The sequence below is a fragment of the Bradyrhizobium sp. genome, from assembly GCF_047605465.1.
GTDB lineage: Bacteria > Pseudomonadota > Alphaproteobacteria > Rhizobiales > Xanthobacteraceae > Bradyrhizobium.
Window position 1 is genome coordinate 18,223 of the sequence record NZ_JASGFS010000065.1, and the last position, 19,583, is coordinate 37,805.

The 19,583-nt window shown below is 66.5% G+C and carries 16 protein-coding genes; 4 read left to right on the forward strand and 12 right to left on the reverse strand.

What is annotated here, in order from left to right:
* Nucleotides 1–41: 41 nt before the first annotated feature.
* On the forward strand, nucleotides 42–785 hold the full coding sequence (locus QM712_RS30595) for a sulfite exporter TauE/SafE family protein (RefSeq protein WP_415026876.1): 744 nt from the start codon (nucleotides 42–44) through the stop codon (nucleotides 783–785).
* A 39-nt stretch (nucleotides 786–824) separates the two neighbouring features.
* On the opposite strand, the gene QM712_RS30600 is transcribed toward QM712_RS30595, so the two are convergent.
* From QM712_RS30600 to QM712_RS30620, 5 genes are all read right to left on the reverse strand, one after another.
* Nucleotides 825–2,123 (reverse strand): O-antigen ligase family protein, encoded by a 1,299-nt coding sequence (locus QM712_RS30600; RefSeq protein ID WP_415026877.1) that lies wholly within the window; start codon nucleotides 2,121–2,123, stop codon nucleotides 825–827.
* Nucleotides 2,124–2,205: 82 nt separating this feature from the next.
* Nucleotides 2,206–3,612: an MATE family efflux transporter gene (locus tag QM712_RS30605; protein WP_415026878.1), complete on the reverse strand. Its 1,407-nt coding sequence runs from the start codon at nucleotides 3,610–3,612 to the stop codon at nucleotides 2,206–2,208.
* A gap of 72 nt (nucleotides 3,613–3,684) precedes the next feature.
* Nucleotides 3,685–5,484 carry an ABC transporter ATP-binding protein gene (locus QM712_RS30610; protein WP_415026879.1) on the reverse strand — a complete coding sequence of 600 codons (1,800 nt, stop codon included), beginning with the start codon at nucleotides 5,482–5,484 and terminating at the stop codon, nucleotides 3,685–3,687.
* Between the two features lie 360 nt (nucleotides 5,485–5,844).
* Complete coding sequence (locus QM712_RS30615) at nucleotides 5,845–7,431, reverse strand: DHA2 family efflux MFS transporter permease subunit (RefSeq protein WP_415026880.1); 1,587 nt, start codon at nucleotides 7,429–7,431, stop codon at nucleotides 5,845–5,847.
* A 27-nt stretch (nucleotides 7,432–7,458) separates the two neighbouring features.
* A complete protein-coding gene (locus tag QM712_RS30620; RefSeq protein WP_415026881.1) occupies nucleotides 7,459–8,766 on the reverse strand; it encodes an HlyD family efflux transporter periplasmic adaptor subunit in 1,308 nt (435 codons plus the stop codon).
* Nucleotides 8,767–8,965: 199 nt separating this feature from the next.
* Between QM712_RS30620 and QM712_RS30625 the strand changes: the two genes are divergently transcribed.
* Nucleotides 8,966–9,601: a TetR/AcrR family transcriptional regulator gene (locus QM712_RS30625; protein WP_415026882.1), complete on the forward strand. Its 636-nt coding sequence runs from the start codon at nucleotides 8,966–8,968 to the stop codon at nucleotides 9,599–9,601.
* A gap of 57 nt (nucleotides 9,602–9,658) precedes the next feature.
* Here QM712_RS30625 and QM712_RS30630 read toward each other — a convergent pair whose 3' ends face one another.
* The 7 genes from QM712_RS30630 to QM712_RS30660 all read right to left on the reverse strand — a co-directional run bounded on the left by QM712_RS30630 (nucleotide 9,659) and on the right by QM712_RS30660 (nucleotide 17,132).
* Nucleotides 9,659–10,390 (reverse strand): Crp/Fnr family transcriptional regulator, encoded by a 732-nt coding sequence (locus tag QM712_RS30630; RefSeq protein WP_415026883.1) that lies wholly within the window; start codon nucleotides 10,388–10,390, stop codon nucleotides 9,659–9,661.
* A 69-nt stretch (nucleotides 10,391–10,459) separates the two neighbouring features.
* On the reverse strand, nucleotides 10,460–11,815 hold the full coding sequence (locus QM712_RS30635) for an amidase family protein (protein WP_415026884.1): 1,356 nt from the start codon (nucleotides 11,813–11,815) through the stop codon (nucleotides 10,460–10,462).
* A 60-nt stretch (nucleotides 11,816–11,875) separates the two neighbouring features.
* On the reverse strand, nucleotides 11,876–12,883 hold the full coding sequence (locus QM712_RS30640) for an ABC transporter substrate-binding protein (protein WP_415026885.1): 1,008 nt from the start codon (nucleotides 12,881–12,883) through the stop codon (nucleotides 11,876–11,878).
* Between the two features lie 31 nt (nucleotides 12,884–12,914).
* Nucleotides 12,915–13,748: an ABC transporter permease gene (locus QM712_RS30645; RefSeq protein WP_415026886.1), complete on the reverse strand. Its 834-nt coding sequence runs from the start codon at nucleotides 13,746–13,748 to the stop codon at nucleotides 12,915–12,917.
* The gene (locus QM712_RS30650) at nucleotides 13,745–15,043 is read right to left on the reverse strand and encodes a M20 family metallopeptidase (RefSeq protein ID WP_415026887.1); all 1,299 of its coding nucleotides are present in this window, start codon (nucleotides 15,041–15,043) and stop codon (nucleotides 13,745–13,747) included. Before QM712_RS30650 ends, QM712_RS30645 begins: the two co-directional genes overlap by 4 nt.
* A gap of 270 nt (nucleotides 15,044–15,313) precedes the next feature.
* A complete protein-coding gene (locus QM712_RS30655) occupies nucleotides 15,314–16,495 on the reverse strand; it encodes an extensin family protein (RefSeq protein ID WP_415026888.1) in 1,182 nt (393 codons plus the stop codon).
* A 304-nt stretch (nucleotides 16,496–16,799) separates the two neighbouring features.
* Nucleotides 16,800–17,132 (reverse strand): hypothetical protein, encoded by a 333-nt coding sequence (locus QM712_RS30660; RefSeq protein ID WP_415026889.1) that lies wholly within the window; start codon nucleotides 17,130–17,132, stop codon nucleotides 16,800–16,802.
* 223 nt (nucleotides 17,133–17,355) lie between these two features.
* Between QM712_RS30660 and QM712_RS30665 the strand changes: the two genes are divergently transcribed.
* Together QM712_RS30665 and QM712_RS30670 are read left to right on the forward strand one after the other, a co-directional pair.
* The gene (locus QM712_RS30665) at nucleotides 17,356–18,135 is read left to right on the forward strand and encodes a DUF2147 domain-containing protein (protein WP_415026890.1); all 780 of its coding nucleotides are present in this window, start codon (nucleotides 17,356–17,358) and stop codon (nucleotides 18,133–18,135) included.
* Nucleotides 18,136–18,317: 182 nt separating this feature from the next.
* On the forward strand, nucleotides 18,318–19,583 hold a 1,266-nt coding region (locus tag QM712_RS30670), incomplete at its 3' end, for a FecR domain-containing protein (protein ID WP_415026891.1).

Below are 19,583 nucleotides of genomic sequence, written 5' to 3' on the forward strand. Positions count from 1 at the left end.
CGAAGCACTTCGGGATCGCCGGTAACGACAGGAAATCATTGGTGGAAACGCTCAACTACGCGCTGCTGCTGTTCGGCGCGCTGGCCGGCGGCTTCGTCTCGGGGCTGGCCGGTTTCGGCACGGCGCTGATGGCGCTGGGCATCTGGCTCTACGTGCTGCCGCCCTCGCTCGCGGTGCCCCTGGTGCTGATCTGCTCGGTGATCGCACAGGTCTCGACGCTGCCGTCGATGTGGAAGAGCTTCGACCTCTCGCTGGTCTGGCCGTTCCTGATCGGGGGCGTGATCGGCGTGCCGCTGGGGACCATGATGGTCGCCTCCGCCGATCCCAAGGTGTTCAAGCTCAGCGTCGGCGCGCTGCTGCTGATCTTCTCGACCGCGCTCTATCTCAACAAGCGGCCGCTCGCTCTGACGTTCGGCGGCCGGATCGCCGACGGCGCGATCGGATTTGCCGGCGGCATTCTGGGCGGGCTCGCCGGGTTGTCGGGGCCGCTGCCGATCCTGTGGGCCAACATCCGCGGCTGGAGCAAGCACGAGCGGCGCGGCATCTTCCAGCTCTTCAATTTCACGGTGCTGGCGATGGCGCTGGTGCTGCAGACCGCGTCCGGCCTCGTCGCGTTCAAGGTGGTCTGGCTCGCGCTGGTCGCGTTTCCGGGTACGCTGATCGGCGCGTGGGCCGGCGCACGCGTCTACCATGCGCTGAGCGACAAGCATTTCGGCGATGTCGTGCTCGGCCTGCTGTTCCTGTCCGGCGTCGGCCTCGTCTGGAACAGCCTCGGGACGCACTGAGGCATCTGCGTTCCGATCGGACCGGAACGCAGCCGCGGATCATCGTTGCAGCGCCTCGTCCTTGTCCCAGACCGGCGCCTTCTTCGACAGCGCCATGCCGCCGGCGACGCCGACACCGAGCACGTAGAGCCAGCCCTCGCTGAAATCGAACAAGTGCGAGTTGAGCACCGAGGACAGCATGTTCTGCACCACGACCAGGAGGCCGATCCAGCAGGCGAGCCCCTCGCCGCGGAACAGCAGCAGATGCGCGAACCACATCGCATAGAGCACGAGGACGCCGACGGCGCCCCATTGCACGGCGACGTGGAGCGTCTGATTGTGCGGATTGTTGACGATCTGCGCGCGCAGCGGATCGGCCTCTCGATCGCTTGCCACGCGCGCGAACAGGCCGCGGATCGAGCCGGTGCCGTGACCGATCAGCGGCGCCTCCGCGACGAACCCGAGCGACTTCCGCCAGAAGTCCAGCCGTGAGCCCATCCCGCTGATCTGGTTGTCCTCCACGCTCATCTCGTAGTCGCCCTGGAATTTCGCGACCGTCGCGCGCAGATGCGACGATGCGGTCCAGAGCAGCGCCGCCGCCAGCACCATCGCGCCGGCGGCGCTCAACGCCGTGCGCAGTCGCAGATGCAGGAGCGCGAACACCACGAGCAGGATCGGCAGCGTCACCAGCGTCGTGCGCGAGACGACGACGAACATCATGTTGGCGAGGAAGCCGATCGCGACCACCGCGAGCAGCGCGGCCATGCGGACACGGCCTGCACGGAACAGGGTCACGATCGGATAGATCAGCGCAATCGCGCAAAGCGCGAACTCCTGGCTCTGGTCGATATAGTTGCGCACGGCGATCCCGCTCTCGACCTTGTAGGGCCCGCGCGACAGATAGAGCTTGAGCGACAGGCCGGGATCGGCCGCGACGGCGAAGGAATACAGCATCAACAGCGCGCAGGACGCCAGGAACGCGGAGAACACCCAGTTGCCGTAGGGCCAGCGCTCGAACTGGTAGATCAGCAGCGGGATCGCCAGCAGTTTCGCCGGCAGGCCGATGGCATGGAGGCGCTCCGGCCAGGGCGCATCGGACCACAGCGTGCCGACGACCGCCAGGATCACCAGCAGGATCGGCAGCAGGCAGACCGGACGCAACAGCGAGCGGGGAAACGCCCTGAGATCAACGAAAGCGATGGCGATCAGCCAGGGGATCAGCGCGAAGACCACGCCACTCGTCGACCAGGGCAGCAGCAGCGCGATCAGTGCGACGAAGCGGGCCGGCGTGCGATGGCGCGCCATCCAGATCGCGGAGAGCCAGGACGTCGGCGTCCGCGCGTTCGACAGTTCAGTCATGCAGTCCCCACATCGCCATGGCGATCCCACGGCACCAGCAGCCGGAAACTAGCCGGAGCCGCGGGCACGGGACAAGACGCCGCTATGCAGGTTCACGTATGGGCGGCGCGGTGGGCTCGGAGGCGGGCGGCGCGGGAACATCCTTCGGCCGGAGCCGTCCCAGGCGCTTGCCGAATTCACGGCGCAGCAGCCACAGGCTCATCGCGGCCTGCAGCGTGGTCGCCACGATCGACAGATACCAGACCTGCTCGATCCGGAAGCCCGGCCAGGTCGAGAGCCAGATCGCCGGCAACGCGTAGGTGAACACACGCACCGCCGAACTCCACAGCACCGGTTTGGTGTTGCCGAGCCCCTGGAACATGCTGGAGCAGGTGAAGATGAAACCCTGCGCCACCATGTTCAGCGAGATCAGTCGCAGAAACTGCGAGGCGACCGCCGTCGTCTCCGGATCGTTCGAGAAGCCGGCAAGCAACAGTCCGGGCGCGAGCTGCGCCAGAAGCGTGAAGGCGATCATCACGACGGTGGCCATCAGCGCCGCCTTGACGAAGGTCTCGCGCACGCGCGCGCCGTCGCCGGCGCCGAAGTTCTGGCCGGCGATGGGCCCTGCCGCGAGCGCGACGGCGAGCGCCGGCATCTGGATCAGGCCGATCAGGCGCGTCCCGATGCCGAAACCGGCCTGGGCCGCCGGGCCGAAATCGCGCAGCACGTAATAGACAACGGCCATGAAGATGAAGATCATCACGAACTCGCCGCCCGCGGGCAGGCCGACATTGAGGATCCTCTTCCACTGCCGAAGCTGCGGGCGCCATTGCGCGGGCTGGAAGCCGACGTAACGCTCCAGCTTGAGGAAATAGGCCAGCAGCATCAGCACGCCGACGAAGACGCCGATCGAGCTCGCCAAGCCGGCTCCGGCAACGCCGAGCGCATGGCCGGTGCCCCAGCCCAAGATCAGCACCGGCGCCAGCGCGATGTTGATGACCACCGAGAGCGCCTGCACCAGCATGCTCGGCCGCACGATGCCGGTGGCGCGCAGCGCGGAGGCCATCACCTGCGATGCGAATTGCAGCGCCAGCGCCGGCGTGAACCAGAGCAGATAGGTGGTGCCGGCCTCGATCGTGGCCTCGTCGGCGGCGATCGCGCGCATGTAGGGGCGCGACAGCACCAGGCCGGCAATCATCGTCAGCAGCCCGAACAGTACCGCCAGGGTGACCGACTGGTTGAAGACGAGATTGGCATCGCCCCGGTCCTTGCGTCCCACCGCATGCGCGATCAGCGCGACCGCGCCGACGCCGAGCACCTGCATCAGCGCATTGACGAGGAACCCCGCATTGCCGGCGGCGGCGACGCCGGCGACGGCAGCCTCGCCGAGCCCGAAAACGAAGTAGAGGTCGACGAGCTGGCAGACCATGATCGTGATCATGCCGACCACGATCGGGGGCGCCATGGCCAGGATGTGGCTCACGATGGAGCCGCGCGTGAGGTCTTTCATGTCATTCCATCCCTGCCGGATTTCCCGGCGGCGTGGCTTTCGGACATCCGTCCGCCAGCCACGCGCCATTCCTCATTCCGCTGCCGCGATCCGTCCGAGCTCCACCACCTGGCGTTCGAACAGCCCGCGATAGATGCCGCCGGATTTTCCGGCGAGCACGGCATGCGTGCCCTGCTCGACGACCTCGCCGCGGTCGAACACCAGGATTCGATCGAGGCTGCGCACCGTCGAGAGCCGGTGTGCGATCACGATCGAGGTCCGCCCCTTCATCAGCCGCTCCATCGCCTGCTGGATCAGCGCCTCCGATTCCGAATCCAGGCTCGATGTGGCCTCGTCCAGGATCAGCACCGGTGCGTCCGCCAGAAAGGCACGCGCCAGCGCGACGCGCTGCCGCTCACCGCCCGACAGCTTCACGCCGCGCTCGCCGACCAGGGTGCCGTAGCCCTTGGGCAGGCGCAGGATGAAGTCGTGCGCGTTGGCGAGCCGCGCCGCGTGCTCGATCGCCTCGAGGCTGGCGCCGGGCCTGCCATAGGCGATGTTCTCGGCGAGCGAGCGGTGGAACAGGATCGGATCCTGCTGCACGATCGCGATCTGGCTGCGCAGCGATTGTTGCGTCGCCTCGGCGATGTCCTGGCCGTCGATCATGACGCGGCCACCGGAGACGTCGTAGAGCCGCTGCACCAGCTTGACGAAGGTCGTCTTGCCGGAGCCGGAACGGCCGACGAGACCGACCCGTTCGCCGGCACGGATCGTCACCGACAGCCCGTCATAGAGCGGCGCGCGATGGCCGCCATAGTGGAACGTGACGTCGTCGAACACGATCTGGCCGCCCTCGATCGCGATCGGCCGGGCATCGGGAGCGTCCGCGATCCCGATAGGCTCGTCATGGATCGCCACCAGCTCCTCCATGTCGTTGACCGAGCGCTGGAGGTTGTTGATGTGCATGCCGACGTCGCGCAGATAGGCGTGGATGACGTAGTAGCTCGTCAGCACGTAGGTGACGTCGCCGGGCGAGGCACGACCCGACATCCACAACAGCAAGGCGCCGCCGATCACGGAGCCCCGCAGGCACAGCAGCACCGAGAGCTGAGCCAGGTTGGTGTAGTTGTAGCGGAACCAGGTCCGCCGCACGCGCACCCGCCAGCGGCCGATCACGCGGGCAAGCCGCGCGTCCTCGCGCGCCTCGGCCCCGAATGATTTCACGACCGCGTTGCAGGTCAGCGCATCGGCCAGCGTGCCCCCGACCTTGGTGTCCCAGGCGTTGGAGACACGCGCGGCCGGCGCGATGTAGCGGGTCGAGAACAGCACAGTCATCGTGACATAGAGCACCGCGCCGAGCGCGATCACCGCGCCGAGCGAGGTCCAGTGCACGCCGAGCAGGATCATCGAGCCGACCAGCACCAGCAGCGAAGGCGCGAGCGCCATCAGGATGGTGTCGTTCAGGAGGTCGAGCGCCCACATGCCGCGGGTGACCTTGCGCACCGTGGAGCCCGCGAAGGAATTGGCGTGCCAGTCGGTCGAGAAGCGCTGCACGCGCATGAAGGCGTCCTGGGAAACGTCGGACATGATCTTCAGCGTGAACGGGACGATCGCCTGCAGACCGACCAGCCGCAGCACCATCGAGGCGAAGCCGAGCGCAACGATCGCGCCGAACGCGACCAGCGCCGCGTGGCGCGCGGCGGGATCGGACGGGCCGAGCGTCAGCGCATCGACCAGATGTCCCGAGAATACCGGCATGAACAGGTCGGCGATGGTCGCGCCCAGCAGACCGCCCCCAACCGTGAGGCCGCGCGCCGGCTGTTTCAGCCAGTGGCGGAACACGAAGGGCAGCACCACGCGGATCGCGGCGGGCTTCTTTGACAAGGCGGTCATGGCGTCATCCGGCCGCTATGCGGCGGGCCGGCTCCATCGATGGACGCATGACGGCTACGAGGGCCGAGGCAGCGTCACTGAGGTCTAGCTTGGGAAGTGGGGCGATCGGGAATTTTGACCCAATCGAAGCTGGCGGAAATGGCCTCTACAGGGCCGAACGCACACCGAGCTTGGACATCGAGCGGGGGCGTTCAATCTGCGAAAATAACGAAATCATGCAAATCCCTCCCCGGTTCGAGTGAATGAGGTGCTGCTTATAAATGCGTCACCTGCGATTTGCAACATGGCCCGCGCGAGATCACGCGCGAGTGTTGCAAATTTGCGGAAGGAGTGGACGCTCGCGGCGCGCCGACGGCCCGCTCAGTGCGCGTCGCCACCGCTGCCGAACGGCGAGTCCGGCTTCTTCAGCAGCGCGACCGTGAGGCTGAGGGCGAGATAGAACAGCGTCAGCACGAAAAAGGCGTCGCCGAAGCTCATCACCACGGCCTGGCGGTGCACGATCTGGCTGAGCTGCTTCATCGCCATCAGCGTGGAATCGCCGAGCCCCTGGAATTTCTGCATGAGCATGTTCAGGGTTTCGGTCGCGGTGGCATTGCCCCAGGTCACGCGCTCCTGCAGGCGGGTGATGTGCAGGTCGGTGCGATCGTTCAGCACGGTGTTGATGACGGCAAGTCCCACCGCGCCGCCAAGATTGCGCATCAGGTTGAACAGGCCGGAGGCGTTCTTCACCCTGTCGGGCGGCAACGTGCCGAGTGCGATGTTGTTGGTCGGCACCATCGCGAACATCATGCCGACGCCGCGCAGGATCTGCGGTATGAGCAGCTCGTAGAAGTCGTATTCGCGCGTGATCCACGTCATCTGGTAGGAGCCGAGCGCGAACACGATCAGGCCGAACGCAACCATGTAGCGCATGTCGATCGTCGCCATCAGCCGGCCGACCAGCGGCGCGACCAGGAACATGGTGATGCCGGAGACGAACATCGTCTCGCCGATCATCAGCGCGCTGTAACCGCGGACCTCGGCGAGATAGCGCGGATAGATGTAGGTCAGGCCATAGAGACCGATGCCGATGCAGAATTGCAGCAGGCAGCCGATCGCGAAATTGCGGTTGGAGAAGGTGCGCAGGTTGACGATCGGCTCGGCCGCCGTGAAGACGCGCCAGAAGAAGGCGATCGCCGAAATCACGCAGATCGCGGCGCAGATCGCCACCGACGTGTCCTGCAGCCATTCATATTGCGGACCTTCCTCCAGCACATATTCCAGCGTGCCGAGGAAGCCGGCCATGAAGATCAGGCCCCACCAGTCGAAGCGGTCGAGCAGCTCGAAATGCGGCTCGTCGAAATCGACCAGCGCCAGTACGCCGAGCGTGATGCCGATGCCGGGAACGACGTTGATGAAGAACAGCCAGTTCCACGTCATCAGGTCGGTGATGTAGCCGCCGACCGTCGGCCCGATGGTCGGCGCGAGCGTCGCGACCAGTCCGATGATGGGACCGACGATGTGGAATTTGGAGCGCGGAAACACGGTGTAGGCCGAGGCGAACACGGTCGGGATCATGCCGGCGCCGAGGAAGCCCTGCAGCGCGCGCCAGAGGATCATCTCCTCGATGGTCGTGGCGAAGCCGCAGAGCAGGCTCGCGATGGTGAAGCCCGCCGACGAGATCGCGAACAGCAGCCGCGTGCCGAAGGCGCGCGACAGGAAGCCCGACAGCGGGATCGCGATGACTTCGGCGATCAGATAGGCGGTCTGGACCCACGAGACTTCGCTGGAGCTCGCCGACAGGCCGGCCTGGATCTCGCTCAGGGACGCCGAGACGATCTGGATGTCCAGGATCGACATGAACATCCCGAACACCATGATGATGAAGGCGAACAGCCGCTTCGGCGCGATGCGCTCCTCGGCGGGGTTCGCCATCATGGCGGGGGATGCAGTCGTGGCGTTCGCCATGGTCCGACCTCGCAGTGCCTGCGGCGACTACTGCGGGTGGATCGCGGTGGGATCGTCGAGATCGACCGCGCTGTCGGCATCGGCCGCGCCGTTGTTGGTGTCGACGGTCGCATAGACCGACATGCCGGCGCGGAGCAGGCCCTGCTTTGCGACCGACTTCGGCACGCGGATGCGGACCGGCACGCGCTGCACGATCTTGGTGAAGTTGCCCGTGGCGTTGTCCGGCGGCAGCAGCGTGAACACCGAGCCCGCGCCCGCCGCGATGCTGTCGACGACGCCGTTGAACTTGCGCATGCCGTAGGCATCGACCTTGATCGTCACCGGCTGGCCGGGGCGGATGCGCTTGAGCTGGGTTTCCTTGAAATTGGCGTCGATATAGACGTCGTCGAGCGGCACGATGTTGCCGAGACGCTGGCCGACCGCGACGAAGTCGCCGGTGTTGACGAGACGGTTGGAGAACGTGCCGTCGACCGGCGCGCGCACCGAGGTGAAGCCGAGATCGCGCTCGGCCTTGGCGAGCGAGGTCTTCAGCTCGGCGAGTTGCGCCTGCGCTTCGGCCTGCTGCGCCTTGGCGACGTCGACATTGCTGACGGCGACGTCATAGGCCGCCTGCGCGGCCTTGACCGCAGCGGCGCCCTGGTCGCGTCCGGCTTCCGAGGTTTCGAACGTGGCGCGCGAGGCGAAGCCCTTGCTGCTCAGCGACTGCTGGCGCTCGTAATCGAGATCGGCGCGCTTCAGGCCCGCCTCCGCGGAGACGAGCTGCGCATTGGCTTGCGTGACCTGGCTTTCGAGGGCCGCGACCTGGCGGCCGATGCGATCGATGGTCGCCTGCTGGGTCGCGATCTTGGTGGCGGCGGCATCGACCGCGATCTTGTAGTCGCCGTCGTCGATGCGGAAGATCACCGCGCCGGCACGCACCGGCGTGTTGTCGCCCGGGAGGATCGCGGCGATATGGCCGGCGACGCGCGCGCCGAGCATGGTGTTGTTGGCACGGACATAGGCGTCGTCGGTGGAAACGTAGAAGCGGCCGACCAGCGTGTAGTAGCCGGCATAGCTCGCCGCCGCGAGCGCCAGCACGAGGCCGACGCCCATCAGGATGAATTTGCGCTTGCCGGATTTCGGCGCGGCAGTGGACGCGGGCGCAGTCGGGGCCGGCTTGTCGGTCACGGGCGTCTCCGGCACCTCGGCGATACGGCGCTTGGCTTCCTCGGCCACATGAGAGCGCAACTGATCGGCAAGGGCCCCCGAATTCTCGGTCCCGGCATCCCCGCCCGTCGGCTCGGACACCACTTCCGGACGAAGGGCGCGCGCAGCCTGGTCTCTCGAAACGGCCATAAAGGCCTCCCCAAATAAAAAACGCGATCCAGGACGGACCGTCGCTCGGCCCATACCCTCTCGCTTAACCTAAATATCATTGACCGAACGGTTCGGTCAATATAGATGATTGCCCCATAAGACGTTATGGACCCGAATCCTTTCTTTGGCTTTCCCGGATCCGGGGTCCTCACCTAAAACCTATCGAGACCCTAAACCAATGGTTGCAGCCGGCCGCGAACATCTCCTTGTCGTCTCCGAAGAGGACAGCTCCAAGCGCCGGCAGATCCTCGACGGCGCCCGCAAGGTATTCATGGATCTGGGCTTCGATGGGGCCAGCATGGGCGAAATCGCGCGCGCGGCCGCCGTCTCCAAGGGCACCCTCTACGTCTATTTCGCCGACAAATGCGCTTTGTTCGAAGCCATCCTCGAGCAGGAAGCGCTCCAGCACGGCCAGGTCGTGTTCAATTTCGACCCGGCGCGCGACGCCGAGACCACGCTGAAGGATTTCGGCCAGGCCTACATCCACCTGCTCTGCCGGCCCGGCGGAGGATCGGCGATCCGGACCGTGATGGCGATCGCCGAGCGCATGCCGGATGTCGGCCGCCGCTACTACCTGCGCGTGCTGGACAAGACCATCAACCGCCTCTCCGACTATCTCAGGGTCCATGTCGCCTCCGGCGCGCTCGACATCGACGATTGCGACCTTGCGGCTTCGCAGTTCATGGAGCTGTGCAAGGCCTCGCTCTTCCTCCCCTTCGTCTTCCAGGCCGCACCGCCGCCATCCGAGGAACGGATGACCGACGTGGTCGACAGCGCGACGCGGATGTTCCTGGCGGCCTATCGGGCGAAATGACAGCGCGCGTCGCCGCGAGAGCCAGACAAGAGTCTCTGTGCGCCTCAGGCTCTCGCGCTAGTCGGCCACCTGCTTCCTGAGCGCGGCGAGATCGTTGACGACCATCTTGGTCGGCCCGGTCGCGATGATGCCCTCGTCCTGAAGGCGATTGAGGATGAGGCTGATCGATTGCCGCGTCGCGCCGATCATGCGCGCGAGGTTGGCCTGCGTGATGCGACCGAGCGAGATCGGGCCGTTCTCGTCCTGCGCCGCGTTCTCGCAAAGCTTGACCAGCAGCAGCACCAGCCGCTCCGCGGCCTTCTGTCCGGCCAGCGTCTGCGCCAGCATCGAGTAGGTCTCACCCTTGAAACCGAGACATTCGATCAGCGCGATCGCGAACGAGGGCGACTGCGCGATCAGCCGCCGGATCATGGCCTGGTCCAGATGCAGCGCCTCGACGCGGCCGAGCGCGCGGGCCGACCAGCTGTGGCGGTGATCGCCGAGGATGTAGGGCGCGCCGACGAAGTCGCCGGCCTCCCAGGTCGACAGCATGAGTTCGCGCCCCTGCGTCCCGGCGTGGGTGCTTTCGACGATCCCGCTGAGGATGATGTGGATGCCGTTCGCCGGCTCGCCCTCCCGCAGCAGATAGTCGCGGTTCGGGTAGGTCGTGAGCCTGCCGGTCTGCATCACGAGCGCCAGATCGGGCTTGTCGAGCGCCTTCAGCAAGTAACGCCCGGTCCCGGCGCCTCGCACCTCGGCACACGGCTCGCCTGGATCGGCCACCTCATGCGCATGACTGCGCCCCACCATCGCTCTCCCTTCGAGTGACGGCTCGAAGGCTAGGAGGTCTCCGGTCGGATTGCAACGCGGCGCGATCGCTCAAGGCCGGACCGCCGTTCTCGTGAATGCTCCTGCCAGGTCGGTGAGCAGGCACTCCCGCCCCGCCGGCGCCAGAAACGTGACGCCGTAGGGCACGCCGGCCGCGGTCACCGCGTTCGGAACCGCGATCGCGGCAAGGCCGAGTGGATTGGCGTAGTTGGTGTAGTAGCCGTTGTTGAAATTGGCCGTGAGCGGATCGCGCGCGACGTCGTCGATGCGGAGCACGGTTCCGACCGTCGGCACGACGAGCGCGTCGTGCGTCTGCCAGAACTCGCGCAGCAAAAGCTGGCACTCCCTGACTTTATAGAGGGCCCGGTAGGCGTCGGCCGCGGAAAATTTCCGGCTGCCGATGACGAGATCGCGCACGATGCCGACGCCGGCATCCGGATGGGCGTCGAAGAACGCCCCGACCGAGACGTCGCGCTCGGCGAGGAACGGCCCAAAGAACATCAGATCGTTGATCGAGGTGAAGGGCGAGAAGTCGACAGGCGCGACCGGCAGATCGAGCCCGCGCAGCCTGCGAAGCGCATCGCCGAACAGCCGCTCGGTCTCCGTATTGCCGAAGAACCTGAGCTGGTCCGCGCGTGGCGTCGCGATGTTCAGCGGCCGTTCCGGCGACGGCTGCTCCGTCCAGCCCGGAAAGTCGGCCGGAGAGAAGCAATCCGCGGGATCGCGCCGCGCCAGCACGCGATAGATGTCATAGCCGTCGCGCGCCTCGCGCGTGTACAGCGAGATGGTGTCGAAGCTCCGGCACGCATAGACCATGCCGCGCTGGCTGAAAGCGCCGGGCGCGGGCTTGAAGCCGGTGACGCCGCAATAGGACGCCGGCACGCGGCCCGATCCGCCCGTATCGGTGCCGAAGGCGAAGGAGGATGTGCCGGTGGCGACCGACACCGCCGCGCCGGAGCTGGAGCCTCCGGGAATGTAGTCGGGATTGTGCGGATTGCGCGCGATGCCGTAGGGCGAGCGCACGCCGACGAGACCGGTCGCGAACTGGTCCATGTTGGTCTTGCCGACATAGATCGCGCCGGCGGCGATGGCGTCGGCCACGACCGGGCTGGTCTCGTTCGCGACATAGGCGAATTCGGGACAGGCCGACGTGGTCTGCTCGCCCGCGACGTCGATGCAATCCTTGACCGAGAACACCAGCCCGTACAGCGGCAGCCTGTCGATCTCGCCGATGCGCCCGTCGAGCGCGCGCGCCGCCGCCATGACGCGTTCGGGATCCGCCTTCGAGATCCAGACGCCGCTCTGGTCGGAATCGTCGAGACGCGACAGCACGTGCGCGGCGACGTCGGACGGCTTGAGCGGCCCGTTCCGATAGGCGGTGAGAAGCTGGCGAGGTGAGATATCCATGTCCGTCACGTTCCTGCGGGTCGGGAAGCGCCGGCGGGCGAACCCGCCGGCATCCCGGCTCTAGCGGCCGACCGCCTTCTCGAGATAGGCGGGCTGGATGAAGGCTTCGAAATCGGCGCGCGGCAGCAGCTTCGGCAGGCGCTCCTGCTTCACCAGGAAGTCCGCCGTCGACAGCAGCGTGTCGACGAACTTGCCCTTCTTCGCGGAGGTGCCGAGATATTCGTCGGTGAGCTGCTGGTTGCAGGGAACCATTCCGGTGCCCTTCATCATGCGCGTGGCGTCCGCGAGCGGCAGCGACAGTTCTTCCGCGATGATTTCCGCCGTCTTCTCCGGATTCTTCAGCCAGAAATCGATGCCTTCGCACTCCGCCTTGATGAACTTCTCGACATAGGACGGATACTTATCCGCGAATGCGTTCATCACCACGCCGATGTCCCAGGTCGGATAGCCGCGCTTGGCCATCTCGCCCGACGTGATCAGGATCTTGCCGCCGTTCTTCACGGCCTTGTCGAGATTCGGCTCCCAGAACCAGGCGGCATCGATGTCGCCGCGAAGCCATGCCGCCGCGATGTCGGACGGTGCGAGATCCAGTATCTTCATCGAGGCGGGATCGACGCCCTCGTCCTTGAGCGCCTGCAGCAGCAGATAATGCGTGGTCGAGCCGAAGGGCGCGGCCACCGTCTTGCCCTTGAGGTCCTTCAGCGAGGCGATGTTCTTGTCGGTGCGGACGACCATCGACTCCACGTAATCGAGCATGTTGATGACCAGGATGCCCTTGATCGGCAATGCTCGGGTCGCACCGATCGCGGTCGGCGGGTTGCCGAGGCCGCCGAAGTCGACGTCGTTGCCGGCGATCGCGCGCAGCATGTCGCCGCCGCCGCCGACCTTGACGTATTTGATGTCGACGCCCGGCATCTCCTTGGCGAGCAGGCCGAGGTGCTTGGTGACGAGCTGCGCGTTCACCAGGTTCAGATAGCCGACGGTCACCTTGGCCGGCTTGTCCTCGGCATGCGCCGTGACCGTGAACGCCAGCGTGGCAGCGGCGAGCGTGGCAACAAGTCTCTTCATCGTATCGATCTCCCCTCGATCAGGATTGGATTCAGGCCCACGGCATCAGCAGTTTTGCGATGCCGCGCATGATGGCGTCGAGCACGACGCCGGTGAGCCCGAGCACGATCAGGCCCATGATCACGACATCGGACAGCAGGAATTTCGCGGCGTCCCAGATCATCCAGCCGATGCCGGCGGATGCCGCGACGATCTCCGCGGCGACGAGAACCGTGTAGATGAACCCGAGCGAGATCCGCATCCCCGCAAGGATCAGCGGCCCCGCGGCCGGCAGATAGACGTGGAACAGCAGGTGGCGCCTGGTCGCGCCGAGCGACTGCGCGGCACGTACATAGACGGGATCGACGCCGGTGACGGCCTGGATCGTCGAGATCACGATGCCCGGCAGGCCCGCCAGAAACAGCAGCGACAGTTTCGAGCTCTCGCCGATGCCGAGCCACATCACCAGGAGCGTATAGAGCCCGAGCGGCGGCAAAGGACGATAGAACTCGATCAGCGGATTGAGCAGCGCGCGTGCGTTGCGCGATACGCCCATGAGGACGCCGAGCGGAATGCCGATCAGGCAGGCCAGCGCGAACGCGACCAGGATGCGATAGAGGCTGGCGCCGAGATGCTGGAGCAGCGTCGCGCCCTGATAGCCCTTGGTCATGGTCTTGACGAACGCGGCCCACACGGCCTGCGGCTTCGGCAGGAACAGCTCGTTGGCCCAGCCCATCTCCGTGACGATGGCCCATGCGGCCAGCAGCATCGCGACGGTCAGCGTCGAGAGCAGCAACGATCGCGAGACCTTCGGCAGCCGCAGAGTGCCGCGGCGGGTGCGATCCGCCGAGATCGGAATGGCCATGGGGCTTGCCTCGATGCTCATGTGCGCACACCCAGGATCTGCATGATGGTCAGCGCGTAGATCCGCGTCGCCATCACCGATTTGGTGATCGAGATGTTCTCGTTGTCGACGGCCCAGCCGTCCTCGCCCGGACCGAAGGTCACGGCATTGATGCCGGCTTCGCGGAAACGGATCGTGTCGTTGAACGCGTTCTTGCGATTGACGCCGGGCTCGCTGCCCATCAGCCGCTTGTAGACGGCGCGCAGGGAGCGGCAGGGCTCCTCCTCGACCGGCACGGGCTCGGTCGCGTTGACGAACAGCGAACCGGGGACCTGGCGCACGGCGACGTTGACGTCGTTGGCGCCGGCGAAGGTCTGCTGTCCGAGCCGCTCGATGTCGGAGATCACGCTTGCGAGCGTCATGCCGGGCACGATGCCGACCACGGCGAGCGTGATGGTGCAGGCGTCGGGCGAGAACTGCATCTCGCCGGGCAGGCCGCCGCGAATGCGCACCACCGAGCAGCAGGGCGGCGTGTGCCCCATGAATTTGCTCGGCACGTGCGTGAACGCCATCTCCTTCAGCCTCGGCAGCAGCTTCGCCGCTTCCATGATGGCGTTGACGCTGATGTCGGGACGCCAGATGTGCGACTTGATGCCCTGGACGGTGACCTCGATCAGGCAGTGGCCGGAATTGGCCACCGAGAGGTTCATGCCCCAGTCCTTGGCGACATCACCCCATGCGGTCGGCTCGGCGGTGATCTCGTAGTCCGCGGTGAGGCCGACCTTGTCGAGCATGTAGATGGAGCCTTCGGTGCCGTTGCGCTCCTCGTCGACGGTGTAGCAGCACATCAAGGTGCCATCGAACTTCACGCCCTCCTCGATCAATGCCTGCACCGCGAGCAGCGATGCCGCCAGATTGCCGCGCGTATCGGAGGTGCCGCGTGCGTAGAGCAGATCGCCGTGACGCGTGGCCTTGAAGGGATCGAAATCCGTCATGTGCCACTTCTCGGGCTCGGCCACCGGATAGGTGTCGAGATGATCGTTGAGGATCAGCGACGGCGCGCCTTCGCGTCCCTTCAGTACGCCGAGCACGTTCGGCCGGTGCGGCTGAGCGCTGTGCTTGGTGACATCCATGCCCAGGGCTTCGAGCTTGCCCGCGACCAGCATCGAGATCGCTTCTTCCTCGGCCGGCGGCAGGTCGGGGTCGAGCGGATTGCCGGAACGCGGCTGGCCGGTGCGGATCAGTTCGGATGCGAGTTCGAGCCAGCGCTCCTCCGTGATACGCGACAGCACGCGCTGTTCGAGATCGGAGCAAGGCGGGGTGACAGGCATCAACATGACGGGTTCCGTTGGCTTCACGGCGCCGGCAGCGCCGCTTCGTTGCAGCGTCTCTATTGCAGCGACTGTGCCAACCGCCGGAAAGGTCCGTCACGGCGTCATTAATGATTTGAATTCAATGACTTGGGACTGAAATTCAGACCGCGCAAATTTTTGCGCGCAAGATCCGCATTGCCGAAGACGCAGCGTTCGCTGCCCGCCGCTGGCCTCACCGGCGGGGGCACTTGGGGCGCCGGCAAACGGATCCGGGCGACGAAGCGTCACGACCGCCTATTCGTCGGTGTAGTCGTCTTCGTCGCGCTTGCTCTTGCGGCCGAGCGAACCGGTGATGGAAGGATCCCGCGCACTCGCATAGGGATTGCGCTGCCGCGCGCGCGCCGCGACCTCGTCGCCGGAGACCGCGGCCGGCTGGCAGATCAGGCGTCGGCTGGCACGGCGCATCAGGTCGACGTGGATGTGATCGTAGTGATAGACGTTCGACCCCGGCGCGAGCACCGTGGTGAAATGCGCGCACGCGCCCGACTGGACGTCGCGGAGGAAGCCCTGTTCTTCCGGCATGCCGCGCCAGCCGTCCTTCACCGTGATGCGGCGGCCGTCGGCGAGCACGAAGGCGGCGATGTCGAGCGCGTTGCCGAAGGCGTGCTCGGAGATGTGTGCGTGGGAATTGCCGTTCATGCCGCGGCAGGAATAGGCGGAGATCTGCTTGATCTCGACCACGCGGGCTCCGAACCAGCGCATCGCCGACGGTTGCACGGTGTCGGCGAACCAGCGGTCGAGCTCGGACACGATCGGGCAGGCTAGCGTCGCGGTCGGCTTGACGGCAACGGGCCCGACGGTGGTGACGGGACTGCCCTGCGCCGGACCGAGACGCGGCAGCGGCTGCTGCGCGGGGGCCTGCGTGTAGGGCGAGGGCCGCGCCGGATAACTCGGCGCGTTCATGTAGCGTGCGGCACCCGCGGCATCCGTGCCATCGGGCGGCAGGTCGATTTCGTCCTCCTGCGGCGGCGCCACGCCGGGCGCGTTGAGCGAGACCGGACCGGACGATGCGCCATAACCGGATGGCTGGCGCACGGCGCTTTCCGGATAGTTCGATCGCGGCGGGTAGGACGATGCGGGCGGATAGCCGGACTGCGGCTGCTTCACCGGCCAGCGCGGCTGATTGCCGATGCTCCGGGGCGGCCGCAACTCTTCGTCGGCGAAGCCATAGCTGCCGGAACCCTCGCCGATGGCAGCGACCTTGAGCGGAAACTCGGCGCCGCAGACGCCGGGACCGGAAATCGGCTCGATACGAACGATTTCCGCGCTCTCCTTGACCGCGCCCGACTTCAGGCACGCGGCTTCCGCCTCGGCCCGCCACGGTTCACGTTCGGCCTGGAAGAAGCCGCGTCCGCAACCCGCAAGCGAAACAAGGACGATGGAGCCGACGAGATACAAACGAACTCCGCGCGTCATGCACGCACGTTCGATGAATTTACTTAAAGACTCTTCAACGTGTCGGCTTCAGTTTTTCGTAACCATGCGGTCGCGCAAGCGACAACGAAGCTGACTTTTTCGGACAGTTACTCTCTGTTAACCATGATGCCTGCGCGGTGCGCGCCTGGGGCGTGCGATCGCAGGGAGCGACGTCATGACGTTCGGCGGAAGACTGAGCGTTATTGCTGCGTATCTTGCTCTGGCCTTCGTCGGCGCGATCGTGCTCGGCGTGATCTAGAGCCAGGGTGCGATCATGTGCGGTAGGCCCGGCAGCCCGCCGCGATCAGAAATTCGAGCAGGACGATCCGGTGACGCCGCCGATCTTGAAGTCGTGGCAGACCAGTCCGGGATTGTCGGGATCGGGATAGCCGTCGTCCTTGTCGCGAACGGTGCGGCTGAAGCGCCAGCCGCGCACGCGCATGCAGCGCTTGTATTGCGCAGATGTCGCCGAACCGTTCCGGGGCGCGCCGAGCTGCGCATCACAAAATGCACTGTCGACATGCAGCGCGTCGTCGCCACGCCGCTGCTTCAGCATGTTGGTCCAGATGTCGGTATCGGCGTGGGCAGGGAGCGCGCTCCCGATCAGCAGCACGGCGATGAGGCTGAGGCATTTCACGTCGGCTCTCCCTGCTTGCGTCGTCACCATCGGTCGCAGGCAGGAGCGCGGCGGGTTCGGTACGGGCCGATTACAAATTGGACAGGAGAACGCGCGGCGCGTCCTCTTTGCGGTTGTGACGTGCATCACGGAAGGCAGCGCAGAGGCGGCCTAGGGTCGAACCACATTCGCTGCATGGCCGACTTCAGGCCATACCGGGACCACGCATTTTCGGGAGGTTGTCATGAACAAGCTCTACGTCGCCGCTACCGCGCTCTTCCTCGCTTCGACCGCCGTCGCCCATGCCGGCAATTCGATCTCGTTCCAGATCGAAGGCCAGCGCATCCGCATCGAGACGCCGCGCAATTGCGCCTCGCTGAACTGCGTGACCATCGTGGCGCCGGGCCTGTCGGACAAGCCGATCAAGCTCAACAACATCAACCTGAACGGTCTCGGCTCAAAGGACGATGACGACGACACCACGCCGGCGTCGACCACGACCGCGCAGCCGGTTCCGGCTCCGGTGCAGCAACAGCCCGTGCAGCAGGCCCCCGTGCCGCCGGCGCCGGCCGTCGCTGCGCCTGCCGCCCCGGCCACCACGGTCGCGGCCGCGCCGTCCGTCGGTTTCGACACGACGACGCAGCCCGCGCCGGTTGCGGCCCCTGCTCCAGCCGCTGCGCCCGCACCGGCCGCCGCGGCTCCCGCTCCGGCCCCCGTGGCCGCTGCGCCCGCCCCGGCGTCGACCACGCCGATCGGCCTGTGGGCGACCGAAGAGAACAAGGGCAATGTCCGCGTCGAGCAGTGCGGCCCCAATCTCTGCGGCTATGCCGAGAAGAGCAACGAGCGGATCCTGATCAACATGAAGCCCGACGGCTCGAAGTGGAGCGGGCGCATCCATGATCCCGACTCCGGCCGCAACTACGACTCCACGATCGCGATGAAGGGCCCGAACGTGATGCGGGTCCAGGGTTGCGCCTTCGGCGGCATGTTCTGCGGCGGCCAGACCTGGAAGCGCATCGGCTGACGCAACCAACATCATCCCGGCCGGGGCAAAGCACCGGCCGGGATTTCTCGTGAGGGGGGAAAGCCCCCCTTTTGAACGTTCACCCCTCCCGTGCGACAGATGTTCATCCGCCATTCAGCCGGGCCACGCTGATATCGGCGGACCTCGCCTCGCGTTCTCACCGGGACTTCATCGTGACTCTGATGGTGGCTTGGCGCCGCTTCGCATTCGCGCTTCCGCTGCTCGCCCTGCCGCTGGCGGCGGCAACGAACGCACACGCGTCCGATGCGACCGAACTCGCACAGGCGCAGCCGCAAGCCCAGCCGGCGCCCGCGGCCTCCCCGACGCCGTCGGCCTCGCCGGCCCCGGCCGCCGCCAACGCGCAGCCCGCCACCGCCGTCGAGCCGATCGGCAACGTCGCCGCCGTGACGGGCATCGCGACGGTGATCCGCGACAAGAACTCCTATCCGCTGCGCGTGCGCGACGACATCTACCTCAACGACGTCGTGCAGACCGCGTCGAACTCCTCGCTCGGCATCACCTTCAACGACGCGACCACCTTCAATCTCTCGGCCAGCGCCAAGATCACCATCGACACCTACGTCTATGAGGACGGCGGCAAGCAGAATTCGGCGATCTTCGACATCGGCAAGGGCACGGTCGCCTTCGTCGCCGCGGCGGTCGCAAGGACCGGCGACATGAAGATCGCGACGCCGACGGCGACGCTCGGCATTCGCGGCACCACCGGCGTCGTCGACGTGCCCGAAGGCGCGGCCGCGAACACCGCCAACAACGTCAACATCAAGCTCTATCCCGACGCCGACGGCCGCGTCGGCCACATCGATGTCAACGACCGCACCAGTGGCGCGCGGCTCGGCGCGCTGACACAGGCTGCCAGCGGCTTTGCGATCCGGCCGGGAGCGGGCGGTGCGGGCGGCATGCGCTTTGCCGCGGTGCCGATCACTATCCCGCCGCAACAGGTCGCCCGCGACCGCGGCTTCGTCAGTCAGGTGCACGCGGCGCAGACCGCAGGCCGGCAGATCGTCACCGAGCAGCGCGACTTCCGCCGCGCCAATCCGGCCGCGAGCCCGCGCATTCCGCGGCCGGCGCAGCCGCCACAGCAACAGCAATTGCGGCCGAACACGGCGCCGGGTCAGCAGCCGCAGCGGCCGAATGGCCAGCCCGGCCAGAACAACCGTCCGGGTCAGCAACAGCCGGGAACGCCGAACCGCCAGGGCGCGCAGCCGCCGCAGCGGCAGGGACAAGGCGGCGCGGTGCAGCCGGGTACGCCGCGCACGGGTCAGGGCCAGCAGGGTCAGCAGCAAGGTTCGGGGCAACCGGCCGGTGTACCGCGCACCGGGCAAGGCACGCAGCCCGGCGGCGCGCCGCAGACCCAGCCATCACGCACCGGCCAGACTCCGCCGACGCCCGGCGCCACGCCGGCACAACCGAACGGGACCGCGCCGCAA